This is a genomic window from Noviherbaspirillum cavernae, assembly GCF_003590875.1.
Lineage (GTDB): Bacteria > Pseudomonadota > Gammaproteobacteria > Burkholderiales > Burkholderiaceae_D > Noviherbaspirillum > Noviherbaspirillum cavernae.
This window is the reverse complement of record NZ_QYUN01000003.1, coordinates 671,311-694,385: the sequence shown is the minus strand read 5'-3', so window position 1 is coordinate 694,385 and position 23,075 is coordinate 671,311. Positions and strand designations below refer to the sequence as shown.

Annotated in this window: 22 protein-coding genes; 6 read left to right on the top strand and 16 right to left on the bottom strand. The window is 61.1% G+C overall.

What is annotated here, in order from left to right:
- The first annotated feature begins 79 nt into the window (after positions 1–79).
- Positions 80–2,716 (top strand): bifunctional diguanylate cyclase/phosphodiesterase, encoded by a 2,637-nt coding sequence (locus D3870_RS21690; protein ID WP_158590546.1) that lies wholly within the window; start codon positions 80–82, stop codon positions 2,714–2,716.
- Between the two features lie 129 nt (positions 2,717–2,845).
- Here the strand turns inward: D3870_RS21690 and D3870_RS21685 are convergent, their stop codons facing one another.
- Positions 2,846–3,466 carry a right-handed parallel beta-helix repeat-containing protein gene (locus D3870_RS21685; protein WP_147375952.1) on the bottom strand — a complete coding sequence of 207 codons (621 nt, stop codon included), beginning with the start codon at positions 3,464–3,466 and terminating at the stop codon, positions 2,846–2,848.
- 675 nt (positions 3,467–4,141) lie between these two features.
- On the opposite strand from D3870_RS21685, the gene D3870_RS21680 reads away from it, so the two are divergent.
- Both D3870_RS21680 and D3870_RS21675 read left to right on the top strand, forming a co-directional pair.
- Positions 4,142–5,836: a sensor histidine kinase gene (locus tag D3870_RS21680; protein WP_158590545.1), complete on the top strand. Its 1,695-nt coding sequence runs from the start codon at positions 4,142–4,144 to the stop codon at positions 5,834–5,836.
- Between the two features lie 171 nt (positions 5,837–6,007).
- Positions 6,008–6,784 carry a LuxR C-terminal-related transcriptional regulator gene (locus D3870_RS21675; protein WP_242490141.1) on the top strand — a complete coding sequence of 259 codons (777 nt, stop codon included), beginning with the start codon at positions 6,008–6,010 and terminating at the stop codon, positions 6,782–6,784.
- A gap of 164 nt (positions 6,785–6,948) precedes the next feature.
- On the opposite strand, the gene D3870_RS21670 is transcribed toward D3870_RS21675, so the two are convergent.
- The 12 genes from D3870_RS21670 to D3870_RS21615 all read right to left on the bottom strand — a co-directional run bounded on the left by D3870_RS21670 (position 6,949) and on the right by D3870_RS21615 (position 17,276).
- Positions 6,949–7,866 (bottom strand): type II secretion system F family protein, encoded by a 918-nt coding sequence (locus tag D3870_RS21670; protein ID WP_119743100.1) that lies wholly within the window; start codon positions 7,864–7,866, stop codon positions 6,949–6,951.
- Between the two features lie 13 nt (positions 7,867–7,879).
- Positions 7,880–8,872 carry a type II secretion system F family protein gene (locus D3870_RS21665; protein WP_119743099.1) on the bottom strand — a complete coding sequence of 331 codons (993 nt, stop codon included), beginning with the start codon at positions 8,870–8,872 and terminating at the stop codon, positions 7,880–7,882.
- Positions 8,873–8,886: 14 nt separating this feature from the next.
- Complete coding sequence (locus tag D3870_RS21660; RefSeq protein WP_119743220.1) at positions 8,887–10,233, bottom strand: TadA family conjugal transfer-associated ATPase; 1,347 nt, start codon at positions 10,231–10,233, stop codon at positions 8,887–8,889.
- A 148-nt stretch (positions 10,234–10,381) separates the two neighbouring features.
- Complete coding sequence (locus tag D3870_RS21655) at positions 10,382–11,533, bottom strand: CpaE/TadZ family protein (protein WP_119743098.1); 1,152 nt, start codon at positions 11,531–11,533, stop codon at positions 10,382–10,384.
- Positions 11,534–11,560: 27 nt separating this feature from the next.
- Positions 11,561–12,697, bottom strand: a complete 1,137-nt coding sequence (locus D3870_RS21650) for a pilus assembly protein TadG-related protein (RefSeq protein WP_242490140.1) — start codon at positions 12,695–12,697, stop codon at positions 11,561–11,563.
- Positions 12,698–12,710: 13 nt separating this feature from the next.
- Positions 12,711–13,178, bottom strand: a complete 468-nt coding sequence (locus tag D3870_RS21645) for a TadE/TadG family type IV pilus assembly protein (protein WP_158590544.1) — start codon at positions 13,176–13,178, stop codon at positions 12,711–12,713.
- 81 nt (positions 13,179–13,259) lie between these two features.
- Positions 13,260–13,463 (bottom strand): Flp family type IVb pilin, encoded by a 204-nt coding sequence (locus tag D3870_RS21640; RefSeq protein ID WP_242490139.1) that lies wholly within the window; start codon positions 13,461–13,463, stop codon positions 13,260–13,262.
- 104 nt (positions 13,464–13,567) lie between these two features.
- Complete coding sequence (locus D3870_RS21635) at positions 13,568–13,798, bottom strand: Flp family type IVb pilin (RefSeq protein ID WP_119743217.1); 231 nt, start codon at positions 13,796–13,798, stop codon at positions 13,568–13,570.
- A 142-nt stretch (positions 13,799–13,940) separates the two neighbouring features.
- The gene (locus D3870_RS21630) at positions 13,941–14,213 is read right to left on the bottom strand and encodes a hypothetical protein (protein ID WP_119743216.1); all 273 of its coding nucleotides are present in this window, start codon (positions 14,211–14,213) and stop codon (positions 13,941–13,943) included.
- A 12-nt stretch (positions 14,214–14,225) separates the two neighbouring features.
- Positions 14,226–15,785 (bottom strand): type II and III secretion system protein family protein, encoded by a 1,560-nt coding sequence (locus tag D3870_RS21625; RefSeq protein WP_119743096.1) that lies wholly within the window; start codon positions 15,783–15,785, stop codon positions 14,226–14,228.
- A gap of 24 nt (positions 15,786–15,809) precedes the next feature.
- Positions 15,810–16,652 (bottom strand): Flp pilus assembly protein CpaB, encoded by an 843-nt coding sequence (gene cpaB / locus D3870_RS21620; protein WP_119743095.1) that lies wholly within the window; start codon positions 16,650–16,652, stop codon positions 15,810–15,812.
- 39 nt (positions 16,653–16,691) lie between these two features.
- Positions 16,692–17,276: an A24 family peptidase gene (locus tag D3870_RS21615; RefSeq protein WP_119743094.1), complete on the bottom strand. Its 585-nt coding sequence runs from the start codon at positions 17,274–17,276 to the stop codon at positions 16,692–16,694.
- A 302-nt stretch (positions 17,277–17,578) separates the two neighbouring features.
- Here D3870_RS21615 and D3870_RS21610 point away from each other — a divergent pair, with 302 nt between their 5' ends.
- Positions 17,579–18,040, top strand: a complete 462-nt coding sequence (locus D3870_RS21610; protein WP_119743093.1) for an HD-GYP domain-containing protein — start codon at positions 17,579–17,581, stop codon at positions 18,038–18,040.
- 188 nt (positions 18,041–18,228) lie between these two features.
- Here the strand turns inward: D3870_RS21610 and D3870_RS21605 are convergent, their stop codons facing one another.
- Positions 18,229–18,423, bottom strand: coding sequence for a hypothetical protein (locus tag D3870_RS21605; RefSeq protein ID WP_147375947.1), 195 nt, complete (start codon positions 18,421–18,423; stop codon positions 18,229–18,231).
- 144 nt (positions 18,424–18,567) lie between these two features.
- Positions 18,568–20,607 (bottom strand): carboxypeptidase-like regulatory domain-containing protein, encoded by a 2,040-nt coding sequence (locus D3870_RS21600; RefSeq protein WP_119743091.1) that lies wholly within the window; start codon positions 20,605–20,607, stop codon positions 18,568–18,570.
- 252 nt (positions 20,608–20,859) lie between these two features.
- On the opposite strand from D3870_RS21600, the gene folE reads away from it, so the two are divergent.
- Both folE and D3870_RS21590 read left to right on the top strand, forming a co-directional pair.
- Positions 20,860–21,480, top strand: a complete 621-nt coding sequence (folE, locus tag D3870_RS21595; protein WP_119743090.1) for a GTP cyclohydrolase I FolE — start codon at positions 20,860–20,862, stop codon at positions 21,478–21,480.
- 125 nt (positions 21,481–21,605) lie between these two features.
- Complete coding sequence (locus tag D3870_RS21590; RefSeq protein WP_119743089.1) at positions 21,606–21,812, top strand: DUF6494 family protein; 207 nt, start codon at positions 21,606–21,608, stop codon at positions 21,810–21,812.
- Between the two features lie 82 nt (positions 21,813–21,894).
- Here D3870_RS21590 and D3870_RS21585 read toward each other — a convergent pair whose 3' ends face one another.
- On the bottom strand, positions 21,895–23,031 hold the full coding sequence (locus D3870_RS21585; RefSeq protein ID WP_422879674.1) for a porin: 1,137 nt from the start codon (positions 23,029–23,031) through the stop codon (positions 21,895–21,897).
- Positions 23,032–23,075: the final 44 nt, after the last annotated feature.

The window sequence follows — 23,075 nt, the reverse complement described above, 5'->3', positions numbered from 1 at the left end:
GAGAAGCGCCGCCGGTTCGACGATGACGATGCGCAATATTGCTGCTTACATTCACAATGCTGCGAAGAAACTTGACTTCGTGCGAGGGAATTTTCGTCTGCTGCTGCTGTGGCCCGTCATTGCACTGCTGATTTCCGGCATCGGCTGGAGTGTCTTGAATGCGCATCTCGACAATGAGCGACAGCGCGTCGAGAGCGTCGCGCTCGATCAGGCGGCCGCATTGGCGCGCAACTACGCCGATCACCTGACGCGAACGGCGCAGTTCGTTGATCAGATCCTGCTTCATGTCAAATATGAATGGATGCTGTCAGACGGGCGCCTGCGGCTTGAACATGCGCGGGATACGGGATTGTTTCCAGCCGAATCCCTCTTCAATGTCATGATCGTCGATCGCAAAGGTGCGAACCTGACCAGTTCACGCCCCGCGCGAATGCATCCCGGCATCGCCGACCGCGAGTATTTCCAGGCGCTCAAGAAATCGTCGTCTGACGCGCTCCAGATCGGCATGCCGGTGCTGGGCAGGGCCGGCGGCGATATCGTCATCCCGTTTTCGCGCCGGCTCACCGACCCCGACGGCAAGTTCGACGGCGCCGTGGTGGGCGCGGTGCAGACCGAGTACTTCACGTTGAACTACGACGAGATCACGCTGGGCCGCTACGGCTTTCTTGGCGTGGTGGGTGGACAAGGCGGCATCCTCGCGGCGCGCATCGGCCCGACCGTGCATACCGCGAAAAATCCCGCGCTGGCTGCGCTGCCGGGCTTCGACGCGGCCGCCGGCAGCGTTCTGTTCGATGGCGCGCAATACTTTTCCGACAAGCGCAGCCGCTATGTCGGCTGGGATGCAGCGGACGAATTTCCGCTGATCGGGCTGGTCGGCCTCGATCAGCAGGAAGTGCTCGCGCCCTACCACGCCAATGCCGCCGCGCTGATCCGCTATGCACTATGGGCAACGCTTGCGCTGGCTGCATTCACGCTGATCGCGATGGCATTCTCGCTGCGGCTGGGGTGGCGCAAGCGCCAGCTGGAGATCACGCAGGTCACGTACCGCATGGCGACGGAAGGCGGCAGCGAGGGCTTCTACATCGCCCGCGCGATCACCGGCGCCGATGGCGCGATCTCCGATTTCGCGATCATCGACAGCAACCGGCGCGGCGCGGAATTCATACGCCAGCGGCGCGAGAACCTGATCGGCAAGCGTATTTCGCTCCTGTATGAAGATGCCGATCCCGAACGCCTGATCGGCATGATGCGCGACGCGATGGAAAGCGGCGAATACGAGGACGACGTGCAGGTGCGGCCCAATTCCCCGTTCACGCCGCAATGGATGCACCTCAAGATGCTGCGCTCCGACGGCGATCTCGCGATCACCGTACGCGACATCAGCGACGTCAAGGCGCACGTCGATGAACTGGAACGGCGCAGCAACATCGATCCCCTGACCGATCTGCCCAACCGGCACTGGGCGCAGACCTATCTGCCGAAGGCGGTCCGCCACGCGCAGGACAACGACGCGCTGCTGGCGCTGCTGTTCATCGACCTCGACGGCTTCAAGGGCGTCAACGACAGAATGGGACACGCGGCGGGCGACGAGCTGCTGCGCAACGCGGCGGCGCGCCTGAAGGAAGCGGTGCGCCCGCACGACCACGTGGTACGGCTGGGCGGCGACGAGTTCGTCGTCATCATCGAACAGATCGAGCACAAGGAGGACGCCGCGCATGTCGCCGCGCGCATCAACCTGGCTTTCCGGCAGAGCTTCCGTTTGTCGCAAGGCGTGCACACGGTCGGCACTTCGATCGGCATCAGCCTGTTTCCCGCCGACGGCACGGATGCCGAAACGCTGTTGCGCCATGCCGACGTCGCCATGTATTCGGTCAAGGAGAGCGGCAAGGGCGATTTCCATTTCTACGACCAGCGGTTCTACGACGCCTTGCGGGTGCGCATCAACCAGGAGCTGGAGCTGCGCCAGTCGATCGAGCAGGACCAGTTCGTCATCCACTACCAGCCTCGGCTGGACCTTGCCACCGGCGTCACATCCAGCATGGAGGCGCTGGTGCGCTGGGATCATCCGACGCAGGGCCTGATCAGCCCGCTCGAATTCATCCCGCTGGCCGAGGAGAGCACTCTCATCCTCGGCATCGGCGAACTGGTCATCGACAAGGTCTGCGCACAGCTGGCGCAATGGGGCACGACGGGGCAGTCGCTGGTGCCGGTATCGATCAACGTGTCGCCGCGCCAGTTCAATGAAGTCAACGTGCCGAAGCTGCTCTCGTCCGCGCTGGCACGCCATCGCATCGCCGCGAGCCTGGTCGAGATCGAGTTGACGGAATCGCTGATGATGGCGGAGAGCCCGGACGTCTCCAGCGCGCTGACCGCGATCCGCCGCATGGGCATCAAGCTGCTGGTGGACGACTTCGGCACCGGATACTCGTCGCTGTCACAGTTGCAGCGGCTCGACTTCGACGTGCTGAAGGTCGATCGTGCCTTCACCTCCGAGATCGAACGCACCGAACGCGGCAAGGTCTTCTTCAAGGCCATCATCACGATGGCGCATGCGCTCGGCATGCGGGTCGTGGCAGAAGGCGTCGAGAATGAAAAACAGCTCGACATTCTGCGAACGCTGCATTGCGACGAGATACAGGGCTTCTACATCTCCGCGCCGCTGCCGCCCGGCGACACCCAGCCGGTGCTGACGCAAGGAAGCTTGCCTGCGAAGTAGGGCCGCTCAGTATTGGCGGGTAGAACCCGCCCTACTCGATCTGCCGTAGGGCGGGTTCTACCCGCCAACGCATGACACATCCCGGCCTTTCCAAAGACGTGTTACGCGCGCTGCAAGCGGTTCACCGATTCAGGGACACATCGACCCATTGCAGAGGTTACCGCCACGCGCTTCTGGCACGGCATTGACCTGGGCGCCGCCGCGATTATTGCCGATGAACAGGCTGTTGGCGTAGGCCGAGTTGCCGTAGGCCTTGAATCCGAAGGCCTCGTTGTCGCGCACCGCAGTTCCCTGCAGCAAGAGGTCGATGCCCGTGATGCCGTCACCGCCGTTCGACTGCACGGCACTGCCGACGATGACGCCGCCGAACAGGGCCGTACCACCGCCCGCATTGTTCGCGAGCGTGACGTTTTCAATTCTGCCGGTATTCGTTTCGAGGTAGATGCCGACGTTGCCCATGCCGGAGATGGTGCCGTTGCGCACAACGATGTTGTCGCGACTGACCGCATGCACGCCGTTGCCCGTACCCGTGGCAGAGCAGGATACGGGCGGTGGCGAACACGATACCGGACCCGCAATCGCGTAGCCGCCCAGATCGATGATGACATTGTCGGCATTGATCTCGATGGCGGTCGTGTCGGCATCCGGCACGATCAGGTTGCCGCTCAGACGATACGTTCCGGGTTCGGTGATCGTCACCATGAAACGCGATGCGACAACCGGCATGTTCGCGGGATCGATGGGAGTCACGGGCTCTGCAGCGGCATCCGCACGCAGCATGCAGCCGCCCATCGCAAGCATGACGCTAAGAGCGTCTAACAAAATGAAGCGAAGCGGTTCTGAGTAGGCGCGCCGCCGCAGACAGTACGACTGTACGGCAAGGCGGCGCAACACCCTCAGAATCATTTTGTTAGACGCTCTAAACGCCAATGTCATTTCTCTGCGCATCACCCTTGTCCGGTTGCACGCGCTGTGCCGCATGCCGAAGTTGGTATCGATCTGCGATGAGGTCGGCCGTTATCCTGCGCCAGCGCCTGTTTTCTTCACTCCCGCTCCGGCGGCGGTTGCAGGAATGGACGACATTCCCCGTATCAGCCCTTGTATCAGGGTAGGCAATGTCGTCCCATATCGCAATTTGACATGAATGCTTGCGCAGTCAGCTGGCAAGGAAAAATCGATGCCTCAGTGCAAGATTTTCCTGTCTGGTTGTGTACATACCCTGAAAAAGTTCCCCGCCAGTCTCCCGAACCTTGTTGTTGCTCAAAACAAAAGTGTCCAAAAAGCATCTACTGGAAGCACTTCATGCGCAACGCGCATCGACATGTCGTCACGATGCATGAAGTTTCATGTCCATCTTCCTGACGCATGGACCTGAAGCAACGCGTTGCAGGATTGCCCCAACAGGTTCCCCGAGGTGAGTGCGCCATGACTGCATATCGATCGACAGGCAAGCAGGAGCATGTGCCGGATACCACTTCGGCTGCCGCTGCGGATGATGCCGATGCATCGGTACTCGGCAGCATCCGACTGGTCGTGGCGGTCGCGATACTGGCGACCATCGTCTTCGATCGCGCTTACCCCGACCGGGTGTCCGATATCGCCTGGATTGCGGCTGCCGGTCATGTCGTCTACAGCGCCGTGTTGTGCCTTGCCTCGCGGTTTGCCCTTCCCTTTCTGCAAGGCCGCGTGATCCTGTGGGCCGACGTCCTGTGGTTCGAGGCGATCGTGCTGCTCACGGGCGGCATCCACAGTTTTGCTTTTCTCTCGTTCAACTTTGCGATTCTCGCCGCATCGTTCCGCTGGGGATTCGCGGAAGGCCTGCGGATGTCGATCGCATCGACGGTCTTGTTCTGCGCCAGCGCGCTGGCATCGACCGCGCCCGCGGACGTGGCGTGCCTGTTGCTGCGCAGCGCCATCCTGCTGGCGCTCGGCGGCGTCAGCGCATGCTGGGGCGGATCGCATGCGGCGAGGCAACGCCGCCTCGCCATGCTGCGCGATGCAAGCCAGCTGTCGAACCCGCGCTTCGGCGTCGACCGCACCATCGCTTCCGTGCTGGACAGGATCAATACATTCCATGGCGGCAGCAATTGCATCCTGGTGTTGCGCGACAAGCAATCCGGCGCGTACTCCCTGCGCATGGCCGTGACACGCGATGCGATGCCGCAGGCCGATGCGCATCACGTCGATCCGGCGATCGCGGCACCGCTGCTGGCATATGCAGCCGGCCGCGTCGCGCTCGGCAAACGTTCGCGCCGGCCGGGATCGTCGGCGACGCAATGCATAGTGCATGCCGGCGGCCGCAGCGGCTGGATCAAATGCGACGCCATGTGCAACGACGAGATCGCCGATCTGCTCGATGCCGCCTCCTTCATCAGCGTCCCCATTTCGTCCCCGCACAAGGAAGGACGCCTCTATGTCGTCTCGGATGAACGCCGTTTCGCCGGGGACGATGCCCTGTTTCTGAACAACATCGCGGCGCAAGCCTTCCCCGTCATCGAAAACATCGACCTGCTTGACCGCATGGCGTCGGAGGCCGCCGTGCGCGAGCGGCACAGGATCGCGCTCGATCTTCACGATACCGCCATCCAGCCCTACATCGGCCTGACGCACGGCCTTGCCGCCGTGCGCAGGAACGCCGCCGCCGACAATCCGCTGGTCGAGGATCTCGACAGGATTTCGGCAATGGCAACGCAGGTCATTGCCGACTTGCGCAGCTACGCCGCGACGTTCAAGGCCGGCACCGCAGGCATGGAAGCATCGCTGCTGCCCGAGCTCATGCAGCGGACAAGCCATGTCAGGCAGTTCTACGGCATCGATATCGCCGTCAACCTGGAAGGTGACATCAACGTGAACGGGCGTCTTGCCGCCGAGGTGTTGCAGATCGTGAACGAAGGGATCAGCAACATCTGCAAGCACACCCTCGCCCAACGCGGCCTGGTCAACCTGCGCTGCATCGACGGGCGGCTCGATATCGATATCGAGAACGAAGGCGCGGCAATGCAAGCACCAGCCTTCACGCCGCGCTCGATCACGGAACGCGCCGCCCTTCTCGGCGGCAGCGCCCGCGTCCGGCAGCGCGCGAGCGGCACGACTGCCGTACATGTCGAAATACCACTCTAGTGTCCTGAGTTAGAAATTCGTTGCAAATAAAAGTGATGAAATCGCGACGAGACAAGGAAAAAAACACAGCAAGGCCGAGGCCTTGCGAGCATTTTTGACGCAGTATCGCTGTGATTCTCGTCATCTTTTATGTAGCGAATTTCCAACTCAGGACACTAAACAGGTGCATCCATGAAACCGCTTGAACAGAAAATCCGCGTCATGCTGGCCGACGATCACCCGACCATACTCTGGGGCCTGAGCAGGCTGATCGAAGCGGAAAGGACGCGCATGGAACTGGTCTGCACCGCAGGCAGCTGCGAGGAAGTCGTGACCAACGCCGCGCGCACGATCCCCGACGTCATCCTGCTCGATCTCGACCTCGGCGGAACATGCTCCATCGACATCTTTCCATCACTGCTGGCCAATTCCGCGTCGCGCATACTGATCTTTACCGGGATGCGTGATCAGGCAACGCTGGATCAGGCGATCCTCTCCGGTGCGCGCGGCATGCTGCACAAGGATGCCTCGGCGGAGCAGGTGCTCAAGGCCATTGAAAAGATTCACCTGGGCGAGCTGTGGGTCGATCATGAAACCCTGGGCAGAGTGTTCGGCAAGATGACGAATCCGGCCCGTTCCACCAGCCTCGACGCCGAAGCGCAAAAGCAGGCAACGCTGACAGCCAGGGAGCGCAAGATCATTCACACGCTGGTAGAGGAAGGCGGCACATTGAACAAGACGCTTGCGCAGCGACTTTTCATCTCCGAACACACCCTGCGCAATCACCTGACCTCCATCTACCAGAAGCTGGGCGTGGCCAATCGGCTGGAACTGTATGTCTACGCCATCAAGCACCGGCTCGCACAACTGCATGCGCCAGGCGGTGCCCATGACGCCAGGCCGTACGGCTGGGCGCACATGCATGAGGCATTGGGTGGAAGCGCATTGGAGCACAACCAGTCTCATTAGCGAAACAGGGCTTTCTCCCTGTTTCTTTCTCGTGTTTTGCCTGCCTGTCATCGATGCAGTGACACGGCTATCTGCCGCATCCAGCGATGACTTGCGCCGATAACTAGCGCCGATGACATGCACAACCCTGCTTGACCGGCAGTCGTGCATGGCGTGTCGCAAGCCTACGTCGCAGTGCCGCTCATCATCGGCAATACCGTGCGCAGCAATTGAATCACCGCCGGCCCCATGATGACCATGATGATCGCGGGGAAGATGCAGACCACCAGCGGGAACAGCAGCTTGGTCGGTATCCTGGCCGCCGTTTCCTCGGCCCGTATCTGCCTCTTGTACCGCAGGTCATCGGAGAACACCCGCAGCGACTCGCCGATGCTGGTGCCGAACTTGTCCGCCTGCGTCAGCATGGTGGCGAAGGTGCCGATTTCCTCGACGCCGGTGCGCAGCGCGAGGTTGCGCAGGGATTTTTCGCGCGTGCCGCCGGCCCGCATTTCGAGATTGGTCAAATGGATTTCTTCGGCCAGCGCGACGCTCTTGATCCTGATCTCGTCCGCCACCTTGGTGAGCGCGGCGTCCAGCCCGAGGCCCGCTTCCACGCACACCAGCATCAGGTCGGCCGCATCGGGAAAATTCTCGAAGATTTCGCGCTTGCGGGTCTTTGCCATCCAGTGGAGGAAGGCATTGGGCAGGTAGCAGCCGATCAGGGCCGCCGACATGAGATAGAGCAGGAAGGTCAGGTTGTTGTCCGTGTGCGCGCCGGACCGCAGGCCGAAATAGGCAATCCCGGCGAACAACAGCGGCAGCAGCGTCTTCAGCCCGAAGTAGATCAGGCGAGCGTCGTTGCGGCGGATGCCGGCGTTGATGAACTTCACCCGCAGCGGCGACGTCTCCCAGTTTCCGGTCGGCGTGGACAGCTTCGCGAAAGGCGAGACGATGCCGACCACGGTTTCCATCCACTCGGACTTCTCCGCCGGTTGAGCGATGGCCTGCAGGCGCTGGCTGGTTCTGGTCGGCGTCAGCCAGAAGAACAATCCGACCAGTCCAAGGGTCACGGAAATGAAGATGAGTATCGGGAACACAATCATGTCGCTCTCCTTGCTATACGCGGATCCGGATGATCTTTCTCAGCATCAGAATGCCGATGGCCATCAGCCCCAGCGTGTACTTGAGGATCACGATGCCGATCGGGTCTTTCCACAACGGCGACATGAACTCCGGATTGACGTAGTTCATGAGAGCGGCCAGCGCGAACGGCAGAACCACCAGCACCCAGGCCGACAGGCGCCCTTCGGACGACAGCACTCTGATCTTTCCGACCAGCTTCAGCCGCTCGCGAATCAGCCGGCTCAGATTGCCGAGCACCTCGGTCAGGTTGCCGCCGGATTCGCGCTGGATCATCACCGACACGATGAAGTAGCGCAGATCGGTGATCGGCACCCGCTCGCTCAGATTGGTCAGCGCCTGCTGCAACGCGATCCCGAAGTTGACCTCGTCGTGGACGATGCGGAACTCGCCGGCAATCGGCTCCGGCATTTCCTCGCCCGCCATCTGCAATGCGCTCGAAAAGGCATGACCCGCGCGCAAGGCCCGCACCATCAGGTCCAGCGCGTCCGGCAGCTGCTGCTCGATCGCGCCCAGGCGCTTGCGCCGCTTGCCGTGCACGTACAGCACAGGCATGGCCGCACACACACCGCCAACCAGCAAGCCGAGCAACAGCGATTGATGCGCGAGCACGGTCGTGATCAGCACGCCAAGTGCGCCCAGCGCGGCACATGACAAGAGGAGTCGCGATACGGTCCAGTCCAGCCCCGACTGGAGAATGAATCGGTCCATGCCATGGACGCGCGGCACGCGCAGCAGGAAGCGCTCGAGCGTGGGAACCCCGCTCAACATCTGCTGCTTCAATAATTGCGCCTGCCGCGTGTCGTCATGGGACGCGGAGAGCGCCAGCAGCCGCTTCTCGATCTTTCGCGCTTCCGGCCCCTTGTACGATTTCCAGATCAGGTACAGGCCTTCCAGCAGCAGCACGACCGCCACAAACACCAGCACCATGACGGTCAGGAAGTAGTTTCCACCCAGCGAAGTCAACATGATCGCGCTTCCTTCTACTGAAAATGCTTCGACGGATCGAACATGGCATCCGGCAGCTGCACCCCGAACGCGCGCAGGCGATCCGCGAACTTGGGCCTGACGCCGGTCGCGTGGAAGTAGCCCTGCACCGCGCCGTCCGTGCCGATGCCGGTTTGTCTGAAGGCGAAGATTTCCTGCATCGTGATGACGTCGCCTTCCATGCCCGTGATTTCCTGGATGCTGATGATCTTGCGCTTGCCGTCGGTCAATCTGAGCGCCTGGATGACGATCGTGATGGCCGATGCAATCTGCTGCCGCGCCGCGCGATGCGGCAGGTTGAGGTTCGCCATGCCGATCATGTTTTCCAGCCGGGCGAGCGCATCACGCGGCGTGTTGGCGTGGATCGTCGTCAGTGAACCTTCATGGCCGGTGTTCATCGCCTGCAGCATGTCCACCGCCTCCGCACCGCGCACTTCGCCGATCACGATGCGGTCCGGCCGCATCCGCAATGCATTGCGCACCAGCGCACGCTGCGTGATCTCGCCCTTGCCCTCGATGTTCATCGGCCGGGTTTCCATGCGCACGACATGCGGCTGCTGCAGCTGCAGCTCCGCCGCATCCTCGATGGTCACGATGCGTTCCGCCGCCGGAATGTAACCGGACAGGATGTTCAAGAGCGTCGTCTTGCCCGCGCCGGTTCCGCCCGCGATCAGCATGTTGACCTTCGCCTTGCTCAGGCCTTCGAGCAGGTAGGCCATCTCCGGCGTCAGGGTCTTGAGGTCCTTGACGAGGTTTTCCATCTTGAGCGGAATATGCGCAAAACGCCGGACCGACATCATCGGACCGTCCAGCGCCACCGGCGGGATCACGGCGTTGACGCGCGAGCCGTCGGGCAGCCGCGCATCCACCATCGGACTGGATTCATCGATGCGCCGACCAACCAGCGACACGATCTTGTCGATGATGCGCAGCAGGTGCTTTTCGTCGGTGAAGCTGACATCGGTCAGTTCCAGCATGCCGTGGCGTTCGACATAGATCTGGTCGTACGAGTTGACCAGGATGTCGGACACGGTCGGGTCGGCCATCAGCAGCTCAAGCGGTCCGAAGCCGAGCATCTCGTGCTGGATGTCGCGTATCAGGGAGTGCCGCTCCGCCTCGTTGACCGCCGCCTGTTCCTCCTGCAGCAGGCGCTCCACCATCGACGAGATTTCCTGCCGCAGCTTTTCCGGCGTCAGCATTTCCAGCGCCGAGAGATCGAATTTTTCCAGCAGCTTGAGATGTATCCTGCCCTTCAATTCCTTGTACGCATCGCTCGCGCGCTGCCGCTCTCCGCGCGCAAGCGGCTCGATGGCGACGACATTCAGTTTTTCTCGCAGGGACATGTCCATTGCTCCGTTGTGGTGTACTGACTTTGCGCTTGATCGCGAATCAACAATTGCGGCGCCGATCGCATCACCTGATACTCACTCCCCTTCAAGGGGAATGCCGGGATGGGGATGGGGGGTTTTTGCAGAGAACACGAATCCCTCCTCAAGCCCGGCTGAACAAACGCCCGAACAAACCGCGGCTTTCCTCCTCGCGCGGATTGAGCGACAGCGCAAAATCGGCGAGGTTGCGCGTCACCACGTTGGAGCGGGCCATCTGCACCAGGGGATTGCCGTGGTTGATCGACGCGTTGACCTGCTTCCAGGAATTGGAAACCGTGTGAAGATTGACGGCACCCATCGTGCGCCGCACGTCGTCCAGTCCCACCTCTCCGCCTTTTTCGTAGCGATTGACGATCAGCGCGATCTTGCTCGTCGGATAGCCCAGCGATTCGAACACCTTCAGCAGCTTGCCGGCGTTGCGCAGATAGGGCACGCCCGCCTGCAGCACCGGGAAAATCCGGTAGGCGCGATCCAGCGCCTTGACCGCGATGGTGTCGAGCGAGCGGTTCATGTCGAGCAGCACGAGATCGTATTGCGCGACGGCCAGCCGGAGGATGGCATCGATATGTTCCGGCTTGATTTCCATCGCGTGCGCAGGGTCTTCCGGCGCAGCGAGGATGCTGAAGTTCGGCGCAATCTTCACCGTGCTGGCCGCCAGAAACGACGCGTCGAGCCGGCTGATGTCATGCGCGATATCGGCGATCGTGGAAGCCGGCTTGCCGTCATGCACAAAGGACAACGCGTCGCCGAATTGCAGGTTCAGGTCGATGAGCAGCACATTCCTCGTTTCGGCCAGCTGAAAGCCGAGATTGGTCGCAAGAAAGGTCGCGCCGCTGCCGCCCTTGCACGACATGAAGGCGAGTATCTTGCCGGCGCTCTGGCCGCTGCTTCCTTCACGTTTTGCTGCCACGCGCCGTACCGCCGCCTGCAGCGCATCGGCATCGGCGGGCGACGGCAGCACCTCGCGCACGCCTGCGCGCATCGAATTGATCAGGAACTCCGGCGTATGCGTGGCGCAGATCAGAATGACTGCGGTATTCGGATGATGGGTGGTGACATGCTCGACCTGATGCAGCTCGTCGGGATCGCAGCACATGCCCTCGATGAGCATCAAATCCGGCTGCTCCTGCTCGGCGACGGTGCGCAGGCTGCTCGTCGCGGCGTCAACGCACACGACGGCGTGCGAACCGGTTTCAAGCGCTCGACCCAGCTCTTGAAGCTGGTTCCTATGCGGGGAGATTAGCGCGATCTTCATAGGGTCTCTTTAGCTTGGGTTGCGGTGTCACTGGGCCAGGCGCGGCGGCGTGTAAATGCCATAGGAAGGCCCGATGCCACTGGAGCCGGTGGTAACGGTAATTTCCTTGATGAAATGCCCCTGAATGTACTTGCCCTGCTTGTTAACATCGTTGATATGGAAGCCGGCGAAGGCGACGATGGGCGCGGTTCCCTTGCTATCGAGACCGGACGGACGGTCCACCACGAGTACGGTGACGTTCGCGCCTGGCGGGGTCGGGTACTTGTCGTCGAGGGTGTCGTAGAGCGATGACTTGGTACCCGGTTCTATCCAGGTGTCCTGCCCGATGGAGAGCGGATCCGGGTTGCCGTTATTGATCAGATCTCTTACCGTGGGTACATCATTCACATCCTGGGTGAAGGAAGTCCACTGGCCGGATTCGCAATTCGGATAGTGGTAGGACGAGCCGATACGGATTACCCATGGCTGGCCGATGACCTGCGGCACGCCCTTCAGGCTCTCCGTGGTGGCGTTTCTCGGCGTATTGGTCGTCGAGTCCCAATACAGGTCGAACATGCATTTATTGATCGTCATGGGAATCAGGCTTCCCGGCATTACCTGCCCGGGCGCGGAGCGTACCGCCACCGCGCTGGCGGTAATCGGGATGGCGGCGCCGCCGAACATCGTCGCGATCAGCGTTCCCACCGCCCCACCGTTGCTCCCGGTGGTACGGCTCAGCGTCACCCTGACGGCGGGTTTGTCGCACGCCGTTGTCATGACGCCGCTCACCACCGTGCACGGGCCGATGGGTGTCAGCGTGGTTGCCTGCATCGTGGTTCCGCCGTTGACGTTCCAGTAGCCGGTCTCCACGGTACCGTTGACCAGGGTCTTGCTGTCCGACTTGTTGAATCCAATCGAATTGCTCGCCTTCGTACGGGCCATGGTCCAGTTCAATGTGGCAGAAGCGGTATTCGTGCAATCGGTTCCCGATACGGCCGTTGTCTTGTCCAGGCAATTGGCACCCGCGAGGGCGGCGGCATCGGCGGCGTTTTGCAGTTCGTTGCGGACGATCAGTAAATGACCGATATCGAACGCCAGCGCCGTCATTCCGATCAAGGCGATGAACCAGAACGACACCGTGATTACGGCGGCACCCTTCTGATTTCTGCGCGATCCAGGCATCATCACATTCCCCTTTTCACTCATGCGCCATGGTGCTGGCAGCCGTCAAGCTCAACGGGAAGGTGCCAAATTTGGCATTCGCCGTATTGAGAAGAAAACCCGAATAGGCGTAGGTAACAGTGACGGTCACCGGATCGTTGAAATGCGGCGGCACATTGCCGTTCGGGTTGGACACCACGATGGTCGGATCGGCGGTGCCGGTGCAGTTGGCGTTACGCGTCCCGGTACTCACATTGATCACGGAATTCCTTGCGTAATTGCAGGCCACCGCCGCCACCGACGCGGTCGTCCACGGCGTTGCCGTCAATACCGTGCCAAAGCGTGCGCCTTCCCGGCTCGCGTTCGTGATGACCGCCTTGTTGTAGACCAAAAATCCAAAGTCGACGATCAACAACAGCATCAGAACCAAGACAGGCAGAACAAACGCGAACTCCACTATTTGGCTTCCACGTTGACGCGCATATCTCATTTCATCCTCCGCCAAATTTTCGGGTTGCCGCCATGACGAAACTGCCGGAAGCCGTATGTCATTTCGCTTCCGCATTGATTCTGTATCCAACCTGGTTCAACTACAGTCCGCAGGAGTTGTCAGGCATGTGGAAACGCGCTCGATGAAATCCGAAAAACTATTGCTGGTCGTAAGCGGTTGCAACGCGACGATCAGGGCGATGGAAATCACCGCGATGATCAGCGCGTACTCCACCACTTGGGCGCCATCGTCGTCGTCGAGAAATTGGATGAACATGGCAATCACCTGGACAAGAAACATGCAAGATGTCGAACACCGGATCGGCTCTGCGAATGGTTGCGCAGTCGACGACCGCGCAACCACCGCTGGCTACAACCAGGTCAAATTACGGAGAGACACCGCTATCAGCCGCCGGCGGCGGGGGCCGCCGCGCATGTACCGTTAGTAAGGCAGTTGGTGACGCGAGTGATGAAAGCCGAGAATCCGCCGCCGGCGGCCGTCAGCTGCTGGAGTGCAACCACCAGCGCAATCGACACGACGGCGATGATCAGCGCGTACTCGACAACCTGCGCGCCTTCCTCGTCCTTCGCAAAGGAACGGATGGATTGACCAAGTGATTTGAGAGTGATGTTCATTTTGTTTCCTTTCATGATGATTGTTGAACCGCATAGACTGCATTGCTGCTTCACGGGTACTGCCCTTCCACGACTTCCTGCCAAAGCAGGTAACCTCTGATTCCGCGCCGGCGATGAATCCGGTCTGCACACCATCCCGACGCTACTTGCTGCCAACCCCTCCGCCGATATTGATGACATTCACCACCGGCGGCGGTGCGGTGAACGTTTTCTGATAGAGCACCGCCGCATCTCTGGCTGCCTTGCCGTCCATGCCGGCGACGGGGTCGGCATTCTTGCCGGCGTCCTGGTTGATCGTCATGCGCTGCCGCGCCTCGCGCACGGCGTCACCGAAGCGGGCGTCGTAGTTGGGCGTCGCACTGGAGGCGCAGCCCGCGAGCAGCACCGGCATGAGCGCAATGGAGAGTTTTTTCATCATGTCCTCCGCTTATTTGTTGGCTGGCGCAAGCGCCTCGGGCGCACCCTCGGACTTGCCCATGAAGATCGCGTCGGCGCGTCCGGGCACGATGTGGTTGTCGGTCGGCAGCGTGATGTCCGCGCTGACCGGCTTGACGAGGCGCGGCGTGATCACGAACAGGAGTTCCGTCTGATCCTTCTGAAACTCGGTGGAGCGGAACAGCGCGCCGACGACGGGCACCTCGCCGACGCCGGGAAAGCTATTGATGGTTTCGGTGACGTTGTTCTTGACGAGACCGGCGACCGCGAAGCTCTGGCCGTCGTTGAGCTGCACGGTGGTATCGACGCGGCGCGTGGCGATGGAAGGCAATACCGAGGTGACGCCGTTGACCGTGGTGAAGGGTGAGCCGGTTTGCGACAGTTCGGACGCTTCGGACACCAGCTTGAGATTGATGCGCGTGCCGTCCAGCACGGTCGGCGTGAACTTCAGGCCGACGCCGAATTCCTTTTCCTCCAGCGTCATGACGGTGCCGCCGCCACTGTTGCTCTGTGCCACAGGGATGAAGATCTTGCCGCCGGACAGGAAGCTGGCCGATTGCCCGCTGATGGCCATGATGTTGGGTTCCGCCAGCACGCGGATCAGGCCGTCCTGCTTTTGCGCGTCGATGCCGAACAGCGTGGCGCCGCGCGACGTGGTGCTGAGATTGGCAATCGCCGCCGCCGAGGTGCCGCTGACGGCGCTGGCGGCATTGCCGGTGATGGCACCGCCGCTGATGTTGGGACTGAATTGCCCGAACACGGCGGAGCCGCCGCCGATGATGCCCGAGATGATGCGCGAGGTCAGTCCGTCGGCCGACGTGTAGGCACGCGAGTAATCGAGGCCGAACCGGTCGAGCAGCTTCTTGCTGACTTCGGCGATCTTCACCTCCAGCATGACCTGCTGCGGCGTCGTCACGCGCAGCATGTTGACGACCTTCTTGCCGTCGCCGTAGGCCGAGGCCAGCGTGACCACGTCATCGAGCTTGAGCGCGTCGCTGACCTTGCCGGTCAATACGATCGCGTTTTCCGCGCCCTTGATCCTGATGTCCTTTTCTTCCGGCATCAGCTCGGCGAGTTTCGCCTGCAGCGTGCCGGGGTCGATGGTGACGATGATGTCCTTGACGACGCAGCGCCCGTCGTTGCCTTGCAGGACCAGATTCATGGAACCGGATTTCTTGCCCAGCACGAAAAGCTCCGTGGGGCTGAGCAGGGTGATGTCGACATCGGCGACGCTGTCGCCACCTTGCTGCGCCGCGCCCGCTGGCGGCGCGCCGGGAACGCCAGGCTGCGGATTGCGGCCATCGGCCGGTCTCCCGGCACGGCTCGACCCGATGCCGCCGACCACCATGCGGGATACCGGCGTGCTGAGTTTCACCACCGACGATTTGCCGAGAGTGACATTGGTTGCCGGATCGACGGTCACCGATGTGCACGGCTTCAAGGACGGTGCCGGCGCAGGCTGCTGGCCTGCGGCCGGCTTTGTCTGCGCGTATGCCTGGCTGCCAAGCGCCAGTCCGGCAAGCATCATGATCGTTATGGTTTTATTTTGCATGTGAACGCTCCCTGACGACGATGGTTAGAAACAGTTGAGCGCCCGCGTGCCATGCTGGATGACCTCGACACATTGCGCCGGCGGCAGTTCCACCGGCTTGCTGCGCGCAATGGCGGGCCTGGCGGCTACCGGCTTCGGCTTGTCCGCGATCTTCACCGGCGCTTCGCCGAACAGCTGCTTCTTGGTGACGCCTGCGGTCTTTACCGACTTCTTGTCGATCTGGTTACGCAGCACCAGCGACAGCGTGCCGACGTTGCGGGCCAGGTCGAGCTTTTCGGAATCCTCCAGCGACAGTTCAAGCGTGACCGCATTGACGACCTTCGGCTTGGTTTCGTCGCGGCTGGCCTCCTGCGCCACCGCGAGCACCAGCACGTTTTCCAGCACCGTCTTGCTGATCTGCCTGGCCTCGCCATCCTTGCCGTCCTTGTCCTGCTGCGTATTGAGCATCACGTCGACATGGTTGCCGGGCAGGGCAAATCCGGCCACGCCCACCACGTCGTTGACGCGCACCGTCATGGCCCGCTTTCCTTCGGCGATCACCGCCGACAGACCGCCCTGCGTGCCTGCCGGTGCGAGCTTGCCTTCGAGGACAGCTTCGCCGCGCAGAATGCTTGCCTTCACCACGCGGTCCTGCAATTCCTTGACATCCTTGAACGCGCCGGGCGGCATGGCCCCGCTGGGCCAGTCCACCGTCGACAGCATCTGCGGGGTGACCTTGCTGCCAAGCTCGATATCGACCGCGGCAACGACGACCTTGTTGGATGCGATGCCGCCTTGTTGCGAGACCCATCCTGCGGCATACACCGCGGCTGCCAGGCCGATCACGACGGCGAGGAACAGCAAGACGATTGCTTTGATGTTTTTCATGTCCGACCTGTCGAGGTTTGCAAGGGTTGGTATTGCGATCTACATGTAGCCCAGCTGCTTCGCCACGACATAGCCGATGGTGCCGACGGCGATGCTGATGGCGTACGGGATTTTTCCGATCGACTTGTCTGCCGCCATCTGCGCCTGCGGCTTGATGCCTGCGGCGGCCGAGAACATCAGATACCCGGCGGCGCTCTTGACATTGGCAAGCATGCGTCCGGTCGCTCGATGAAACAGGGCATATCCGATGGCGGCGACGCCGCCCGCGATGAAGGTGCAAACGATTGCGTACAACGTATCCGAGACGCCGAGGAACGCGCCAACCATCGCGATCAGTTTGACGTCCCCCGCCCCCATCGCGCGCAGCGCATACAGCGGCACGGTGATGACAAAGCCGAGCGCCAGGCCGCCGAGCGACCACAGGAAACCGTATTCCGGCGAGAACGGCACGAACGCGCTGTAGAGCAGGGCGAAAGCCGCGCCAGCCATCGTCAGCCAGTTCGGAATCCGATAGGTGCGGTAGTCGCTGACCGCGGCAATGATGAGCAGCGCAAACAGGATGGCCGTGCGCGGGTCTGCGACGAGCATGACAAGAAGCTGCAGTAGCGAATGTATCTCTTGCATGGTTCCCCTCGGTCTTTCCTGGCTGGAACTGAAGCTCTGTATCGAGCGACTTACTCTCTGGCGATCGCATCCGCTCTAACCGGGCGGCAATGCTTGATTGGGTGAATTAATTATAAAAATGCAACACCTCCGGCACATGGGCCTTAGCTCCCTTAATGCGTAGTACCGAACTCCTGTTTCACCGCCTGCCAGGCAGGACAAATCGACTATGCGCGATTGATGAAATTCGGGACATTTGTCACGCAAGCCCGCATCTGTGCGGCTTGCGAAGGCGATCGGGAATACTTTTCATAGAACAACTAATGGCGCGGCAGGCCGGCATAACCGATGCCGACTGGCTCGAATGCGTGCTTGAGCATCACGAGAACGAAGACGGCAGCGGCTATCCGAACGCCAGGCCCGGCGCGGCCACCAGCGCCAACGCGAAGATTCTCGCCGTGGCCGACCGCTATTGCGCGTCCGTATCGACGCGCGATTACCGCAAATCGCTGCTGCCCAACGCCGCGATCCACAATGTCTTGCTGGTTCACAAGAAAGACGTCGATCCGGCTTTGGCCGCCTGCTTCGTGCGCGAGTTCGGCACCTATCCCACCGGCACCTTCGTGCGGTTGGAGAACGGTGAAATCGGCGTGGTGACATCGAGGGGAAAAACCACGACCACGCCCGTCGTGCATGCGCTGGTCGGCCCACGCGGCGCGCCGCTGTCCTTCCCGATCCGGCGCGACACCTCGGTGCCGCTCAATGCGGTGCGCGAAGTGCTGTGAGGGGAACGTGCCGCGATCCGCTTCAACATGCATCAGCTGTGGGGCGACGACGCGCGGCTGTGATGCAAGCATGTGAACGCATGCGACTTGCGCGATGCGTGACACTCACCTGTCGAAGGCGAGGATTCCTTGCCAGCGTCTGTTCCCGGAAGACCCGTCGCGCCTGACCGGCTTCCAGCTTGTCGAGTTCATCGGAAGAAAAGCACGCATGTCGTCGAGCGACGGGCCTTGCGCAACAACTGTTCACAAGCTTCGTCACCCGTGCCGGGTTTGCAGGCATGCGGGCGCATGTTCGCGATATCGAATTTCTGCAGCATGGCCTCGACCAGCAAGACATGATCGTCGGTCATGGAGCAGAGCATGCAGAGATTGGTGACGCTCACGAATTGACCGTCCACAACACGATGACTACAAGAAATAAGTACGAAATCCGCAGACGCATGAAAAAGCGCCTCGCATGGAGGCGCTTCGTGTGAAGCTTTCTTGCGCGCAAGGTGCATTTGCACCCTGCGGCAATCCATCTGCCCTTACGGCAAGACGAGTTTGTATGTCGCGTAGAAATGGCTGATTTCACGGCCGACCGGATCGCGCCCGTTCAACATGAAGCCGTTCAGGAAGCCGCCCGCTGCAAAGTCGGTCACGCCGTTGCTTGTCGTGCAATGCGTATCGGCGGGCGTCTGCTTGGTGCAGGGGATGATGGCGTTGCGCTTGCTGGAGTTGACCGCCACGCTGTCGTCAAACATCTCACGCACACCGTTGATCAACGGCCCGCGACCGAAAATCTTGATCGTGGTAGGCGCCAGCGCACCAGCCGGCACATCCCAGTCGAGGTCCGCGGGTCCGCCTTCGACAAAGGGCAGATTCAATACCCCCGAGACAGCGGTGTCGGCCTTCAACTCTCCGATGACCTCGTCTGTCAGGTTTGCCAGGCCTTGCGTTCTGAACTCGGCGATCGTCAACGCGCGCGCACGGGTCCGGTAATGCTGCGTCGCCGCCAGCACGCCGGGGGCGCTCTTCAGGTAGTACTCGAACTTCCATGAACTCTGCTGCGGATAGGAGGCCAGTTCCGCATCCGTCATCGGCGTCGCGCTGAATGCAAGTTTGGTGTCGGCATTGGCAGGGTTGCCGGAATTGGCGCTGTCGGCGTAGACACTGCGGACACGGTAGAAGCTGGTGCCCAAGGAGACACCGCCTTTTTCCAGGTTCAGCAAATTCGCGCCGATGCTTGGCAGCAAGGTGAGGACTTCACCCTTGGGCGAGGTGACCACAACCTTTTCGAACAGACCGTTGTTCGGAATGCTGAAGTTGTAGCCGGTGCTGTAGTAGTCCGATGACGGCTGATTGATGAAGGTGCGCAGCTGCATATATGCATCGACGCCACCATCATATGCATAATTATTGCCGGTGATCTTCAGCTTGTTGTCCGCAGTCGATAGCCGGGCCACCAATGCCTGATTCTGTACGCCGCCCAAACTGTCGACATTGCGGTAACTGATGACCAGATCGCCGTTGCCGCGTGTGAAGTCGTAACTGCCACGGTCAAACAAGACTCCGGTTGCGCCGTTGCGGAATATCCCGGTGAACGCATAGTTGATGTTGCTGCCGTGGTTGCCATTGCCGATGCCACTGTAGCCGATCACCTTCCCGTTAGTTTTGAAGGTCGCGGGATCATTGTCCACAAAAAGCGACCTGCAGGCGGGAGCCGTGACGTTGGCGGCCGTTGCAGCAGCGTCGGGTGTATCGGTGCGCTCACCCACAGGCAATGCAAAACAGGCGGTCAGGCGCTGCATCAGGTCCGCGATCAATACCGCTGTGCCGCTCGGCACCAGGTTGCTCGCGGTGACCGCCGGCAGAGTAGGCGGCGTTGCTGTCGCACTCGTGAACTGCACCACCGGAGGCTGTTCGCCTTCCGCGCCCGCCTGCTTGATCGATACCTCGATATTCGCCGTTGTCGCACTGTCCGGCGTGATCCTGATCGACAGCGAATCCAGCACGCGGTCGGTACCGGTGCCGTCCGCCGCGAATTTTCCGGTCAGCGGATTGACCGTTGCGCCGACGGCGTCGAGCAAGGGTTTGAGCAGGGCAACGATTTCATCCACCTTGGCATTGACCTTGACCGGGTCGAGCAAGCCGGGATTGGCTTGCAGTTCGGCAGCGAGTTTGGCCGGGTCGCCCGATGTCGACAGGCGCGACGCGATCAGGTTGGTGATCGGGGTGATGTTCACGGTTGCGGTCGCGGAATCCGGCACGACGCTGATCAGTGTCTGGTCGTCGCGCACAGCCTGGATCACAAACGGCGCGGCCGCGCCGGCCGACAAGGTGACGGAATAGCTGCCGTCGCTGTTGGAAGTGGCCTGCCCGACCACCGCACCGGTCTTGTCAATGATGCTGATGGCGGCACCGGAAAACGGCGCGCCGGTCGCGGCCGTCCCGCTGATCTGGGTAACTGCCGCCTTGGATGACGGCGCGGGCGTGGAAGAATCGCCGGACGATCCACATCCCGACAGCAGCAATGCAACCAGGCTGACAGCTGCGGCCAGTTGCGTTTTCGTTGAATTCCCTTGCATGGTTTTTCCTCTCTGGGAGTTGGAGTTGTTTTGGCAATCAATTGTCGAATGACAATTTTTCCAAAGAGTAATTCAGGCAAATCACGAATTCCATCACCCATTCGAGGTATGAGTAGCAAAAACTGCGCAGTTCAAGGGTGCTTTCGATGAAATTTCACAGTCACGCACCGAGTCCCGGACTGATCCGCCTCACGCAGGATTTCATGCACTGATTTACACTGTCGGATTGACCCATCGCTTTTGGAAAAACCCATGAATTCATCTCACAAAACAGACTTGGCAGACTTCGCCGCCCGCCCATCCCGCGAGGAAGCCGAAGCCGCAGTGCGCACCCTGATCCGCTGGGCGGGCGACGATCCGATGCGCGAAGGATTGCTGGACACGCCGTCGCGCGTGGTTCGTTCCTATGAGGAATTCTTCGCTGGCTACAAGGACGAGCCCTCGCAGATCCTGGCGCGCACCTTCTCCGAGGTCGAGGGCTACGACGAGATGATCGTGCTGACCGACATCCGCTTCGAAAGCCATTGCGAGCACCACATGGTGCCCATCATCGGCAAGGCGCACATCGCCTACATGCCGGCGCACCGCGTGGTCGGCATTTCCAAGCTGGCGCGGCTGGTCGAGGTGTATGCCAAGCGCCTGCAGATCCAGGAAAAGATGACTGCGCAGATCGCGGATACGCTCAATGAAATCCTGCAGCCGAACGGCGTCGCCGTCGTGATCGAGGCTTCACATCAATGCATGACCACGCGCGGCGTGCACAAGCCCGGCGTGGCGATGGTCACGAGCCGCATGCTGGGCGCATTCCGCGAGAATCTGTCGACGCGGGAAGAGTTTTTGGCAATGATCAGCCGTACCAGTGCGGTAGGCTGAACCCGGCGTCATCTGCCTGTTCCCTCTCCCACAAGGGGAACGGGCGCAGCGTGATGCCGTGGCGGCAAGCATGAGAACGCGATTGCGCATGCCTGCCCTGCCTTGCTGTTCGAAAGGAGAGTTCCATGAACGAAGAGACTTTCAACATCAGCATCCGCAAGTTCCTGAAACTGGTCGGCGTCAGTTCGCAGCGCGAGATCGAGCGCGCCGTGGCGAAGGCCATGGCTGAACACGTGCTCGACGGCACCGAAACCATGCCTGCAAAGATGACGCTGGAGATCGCGGCGCTTCAGTTCAGCGTCACGTTCGACGGCGAAATCCGGCTGGAGTGAATTCCCGCCATCAAAAAAAAACAGCCTCCCGTTCCAGGAACGGGAGGCTGTATCAAGCTCGATACTTCAGATTACAACTGCATCAGAACGCGTGGCGCATGCCGACCATCAGGCCGGTCTGCGAACCGCCTGGGAGCGAGTTGCTGCCAGGTGCGCCGCTGCTGACGGAGGTCGTCGCTGCACCGCTGTTGTTGATGCGGCCTGCGGTGACATAGGCTGCCGTACGCTTGGAGAAGTTGTAGGTGCCGCGCACTGCGAACAGGTTCGAGTCGTTCGGGCTGTCCTTCGTGTCCAGACGGTACACTTCGCCGTCGACCACGAATGCCGGAGTGATCGAGTAGGCTGCGCCGACAAAGTACAGGTTGGACTTCGGCGTCGCGCTGCCTTCGTTCTTGCGCAGGATCACGCCGCCGCCGACCTTCGCCTGACCCAGCTTGACGTAGCCGTTGACGGTGGTGCGGGTGTCGGTAAGGCCGCTGTTAGTCAGGCCGTCGAATGTCGGGCCAATCGTGGTGCCGTTACCGGTGCTGCCGCCGTACTTGCGGTCATACGCCACCAGCGCGCCCCAGGTCGGCGCATCGTACTTCAGCAATGCCGAATATTCACGGCACTGCTTCGAGTCGGCTGCGTTTTCGCCGGCGCAGTTATTGGCAGCCGGATTCGCTACAGCAACATTGGTCGCATCACGGCCGAGGCTGTAGGTTGCGCCAACGGTGAAGCCGCTGAACGTGCCGCGGTAAGCGATGGAGTTATCGGCGCGGGCGTTCGGCAGATAGGAGTCGAGCGAACCGGAACCGAAGACGTTGCTGCCGAGAATATCGGCGTCCAGCGTGCCCCAGAACAGCATGGTGTACTGGCGACCGACGCTGACAGTACCCCAGTCGCCGGACAGACCGACGAAAGCCTGACGGCCGAACAGACGACCACCCTGGTTCAGGCCACCGGTGTCAGGGCCGAAACCGTTTTCCAGCGTGAACACTGCCTTCAGGCCTGCGCCCAGGTCTTCCGTGCCGCGAAAGCCGATGCGCGACGGGAAGTTGCCGGTGTTGGTCGGCATGCGGGTCAGCGAGCCGGTGTTGCCGCCGCCGGTGGCCACGTTCGTGACGTGTTCCACGCCGGTGTCGACCAGGCCGTAGACCGTGACGTTGCTGGCTGTTTGCGCGTGGCCGAATGCGGCAGCGCTCATCAGCATGCCTCCCAAAATGTATTTCTTGTTCATCAGGTTCTCCTGTTTGTTTTACAAAATTCAGGCATCCAATTGCC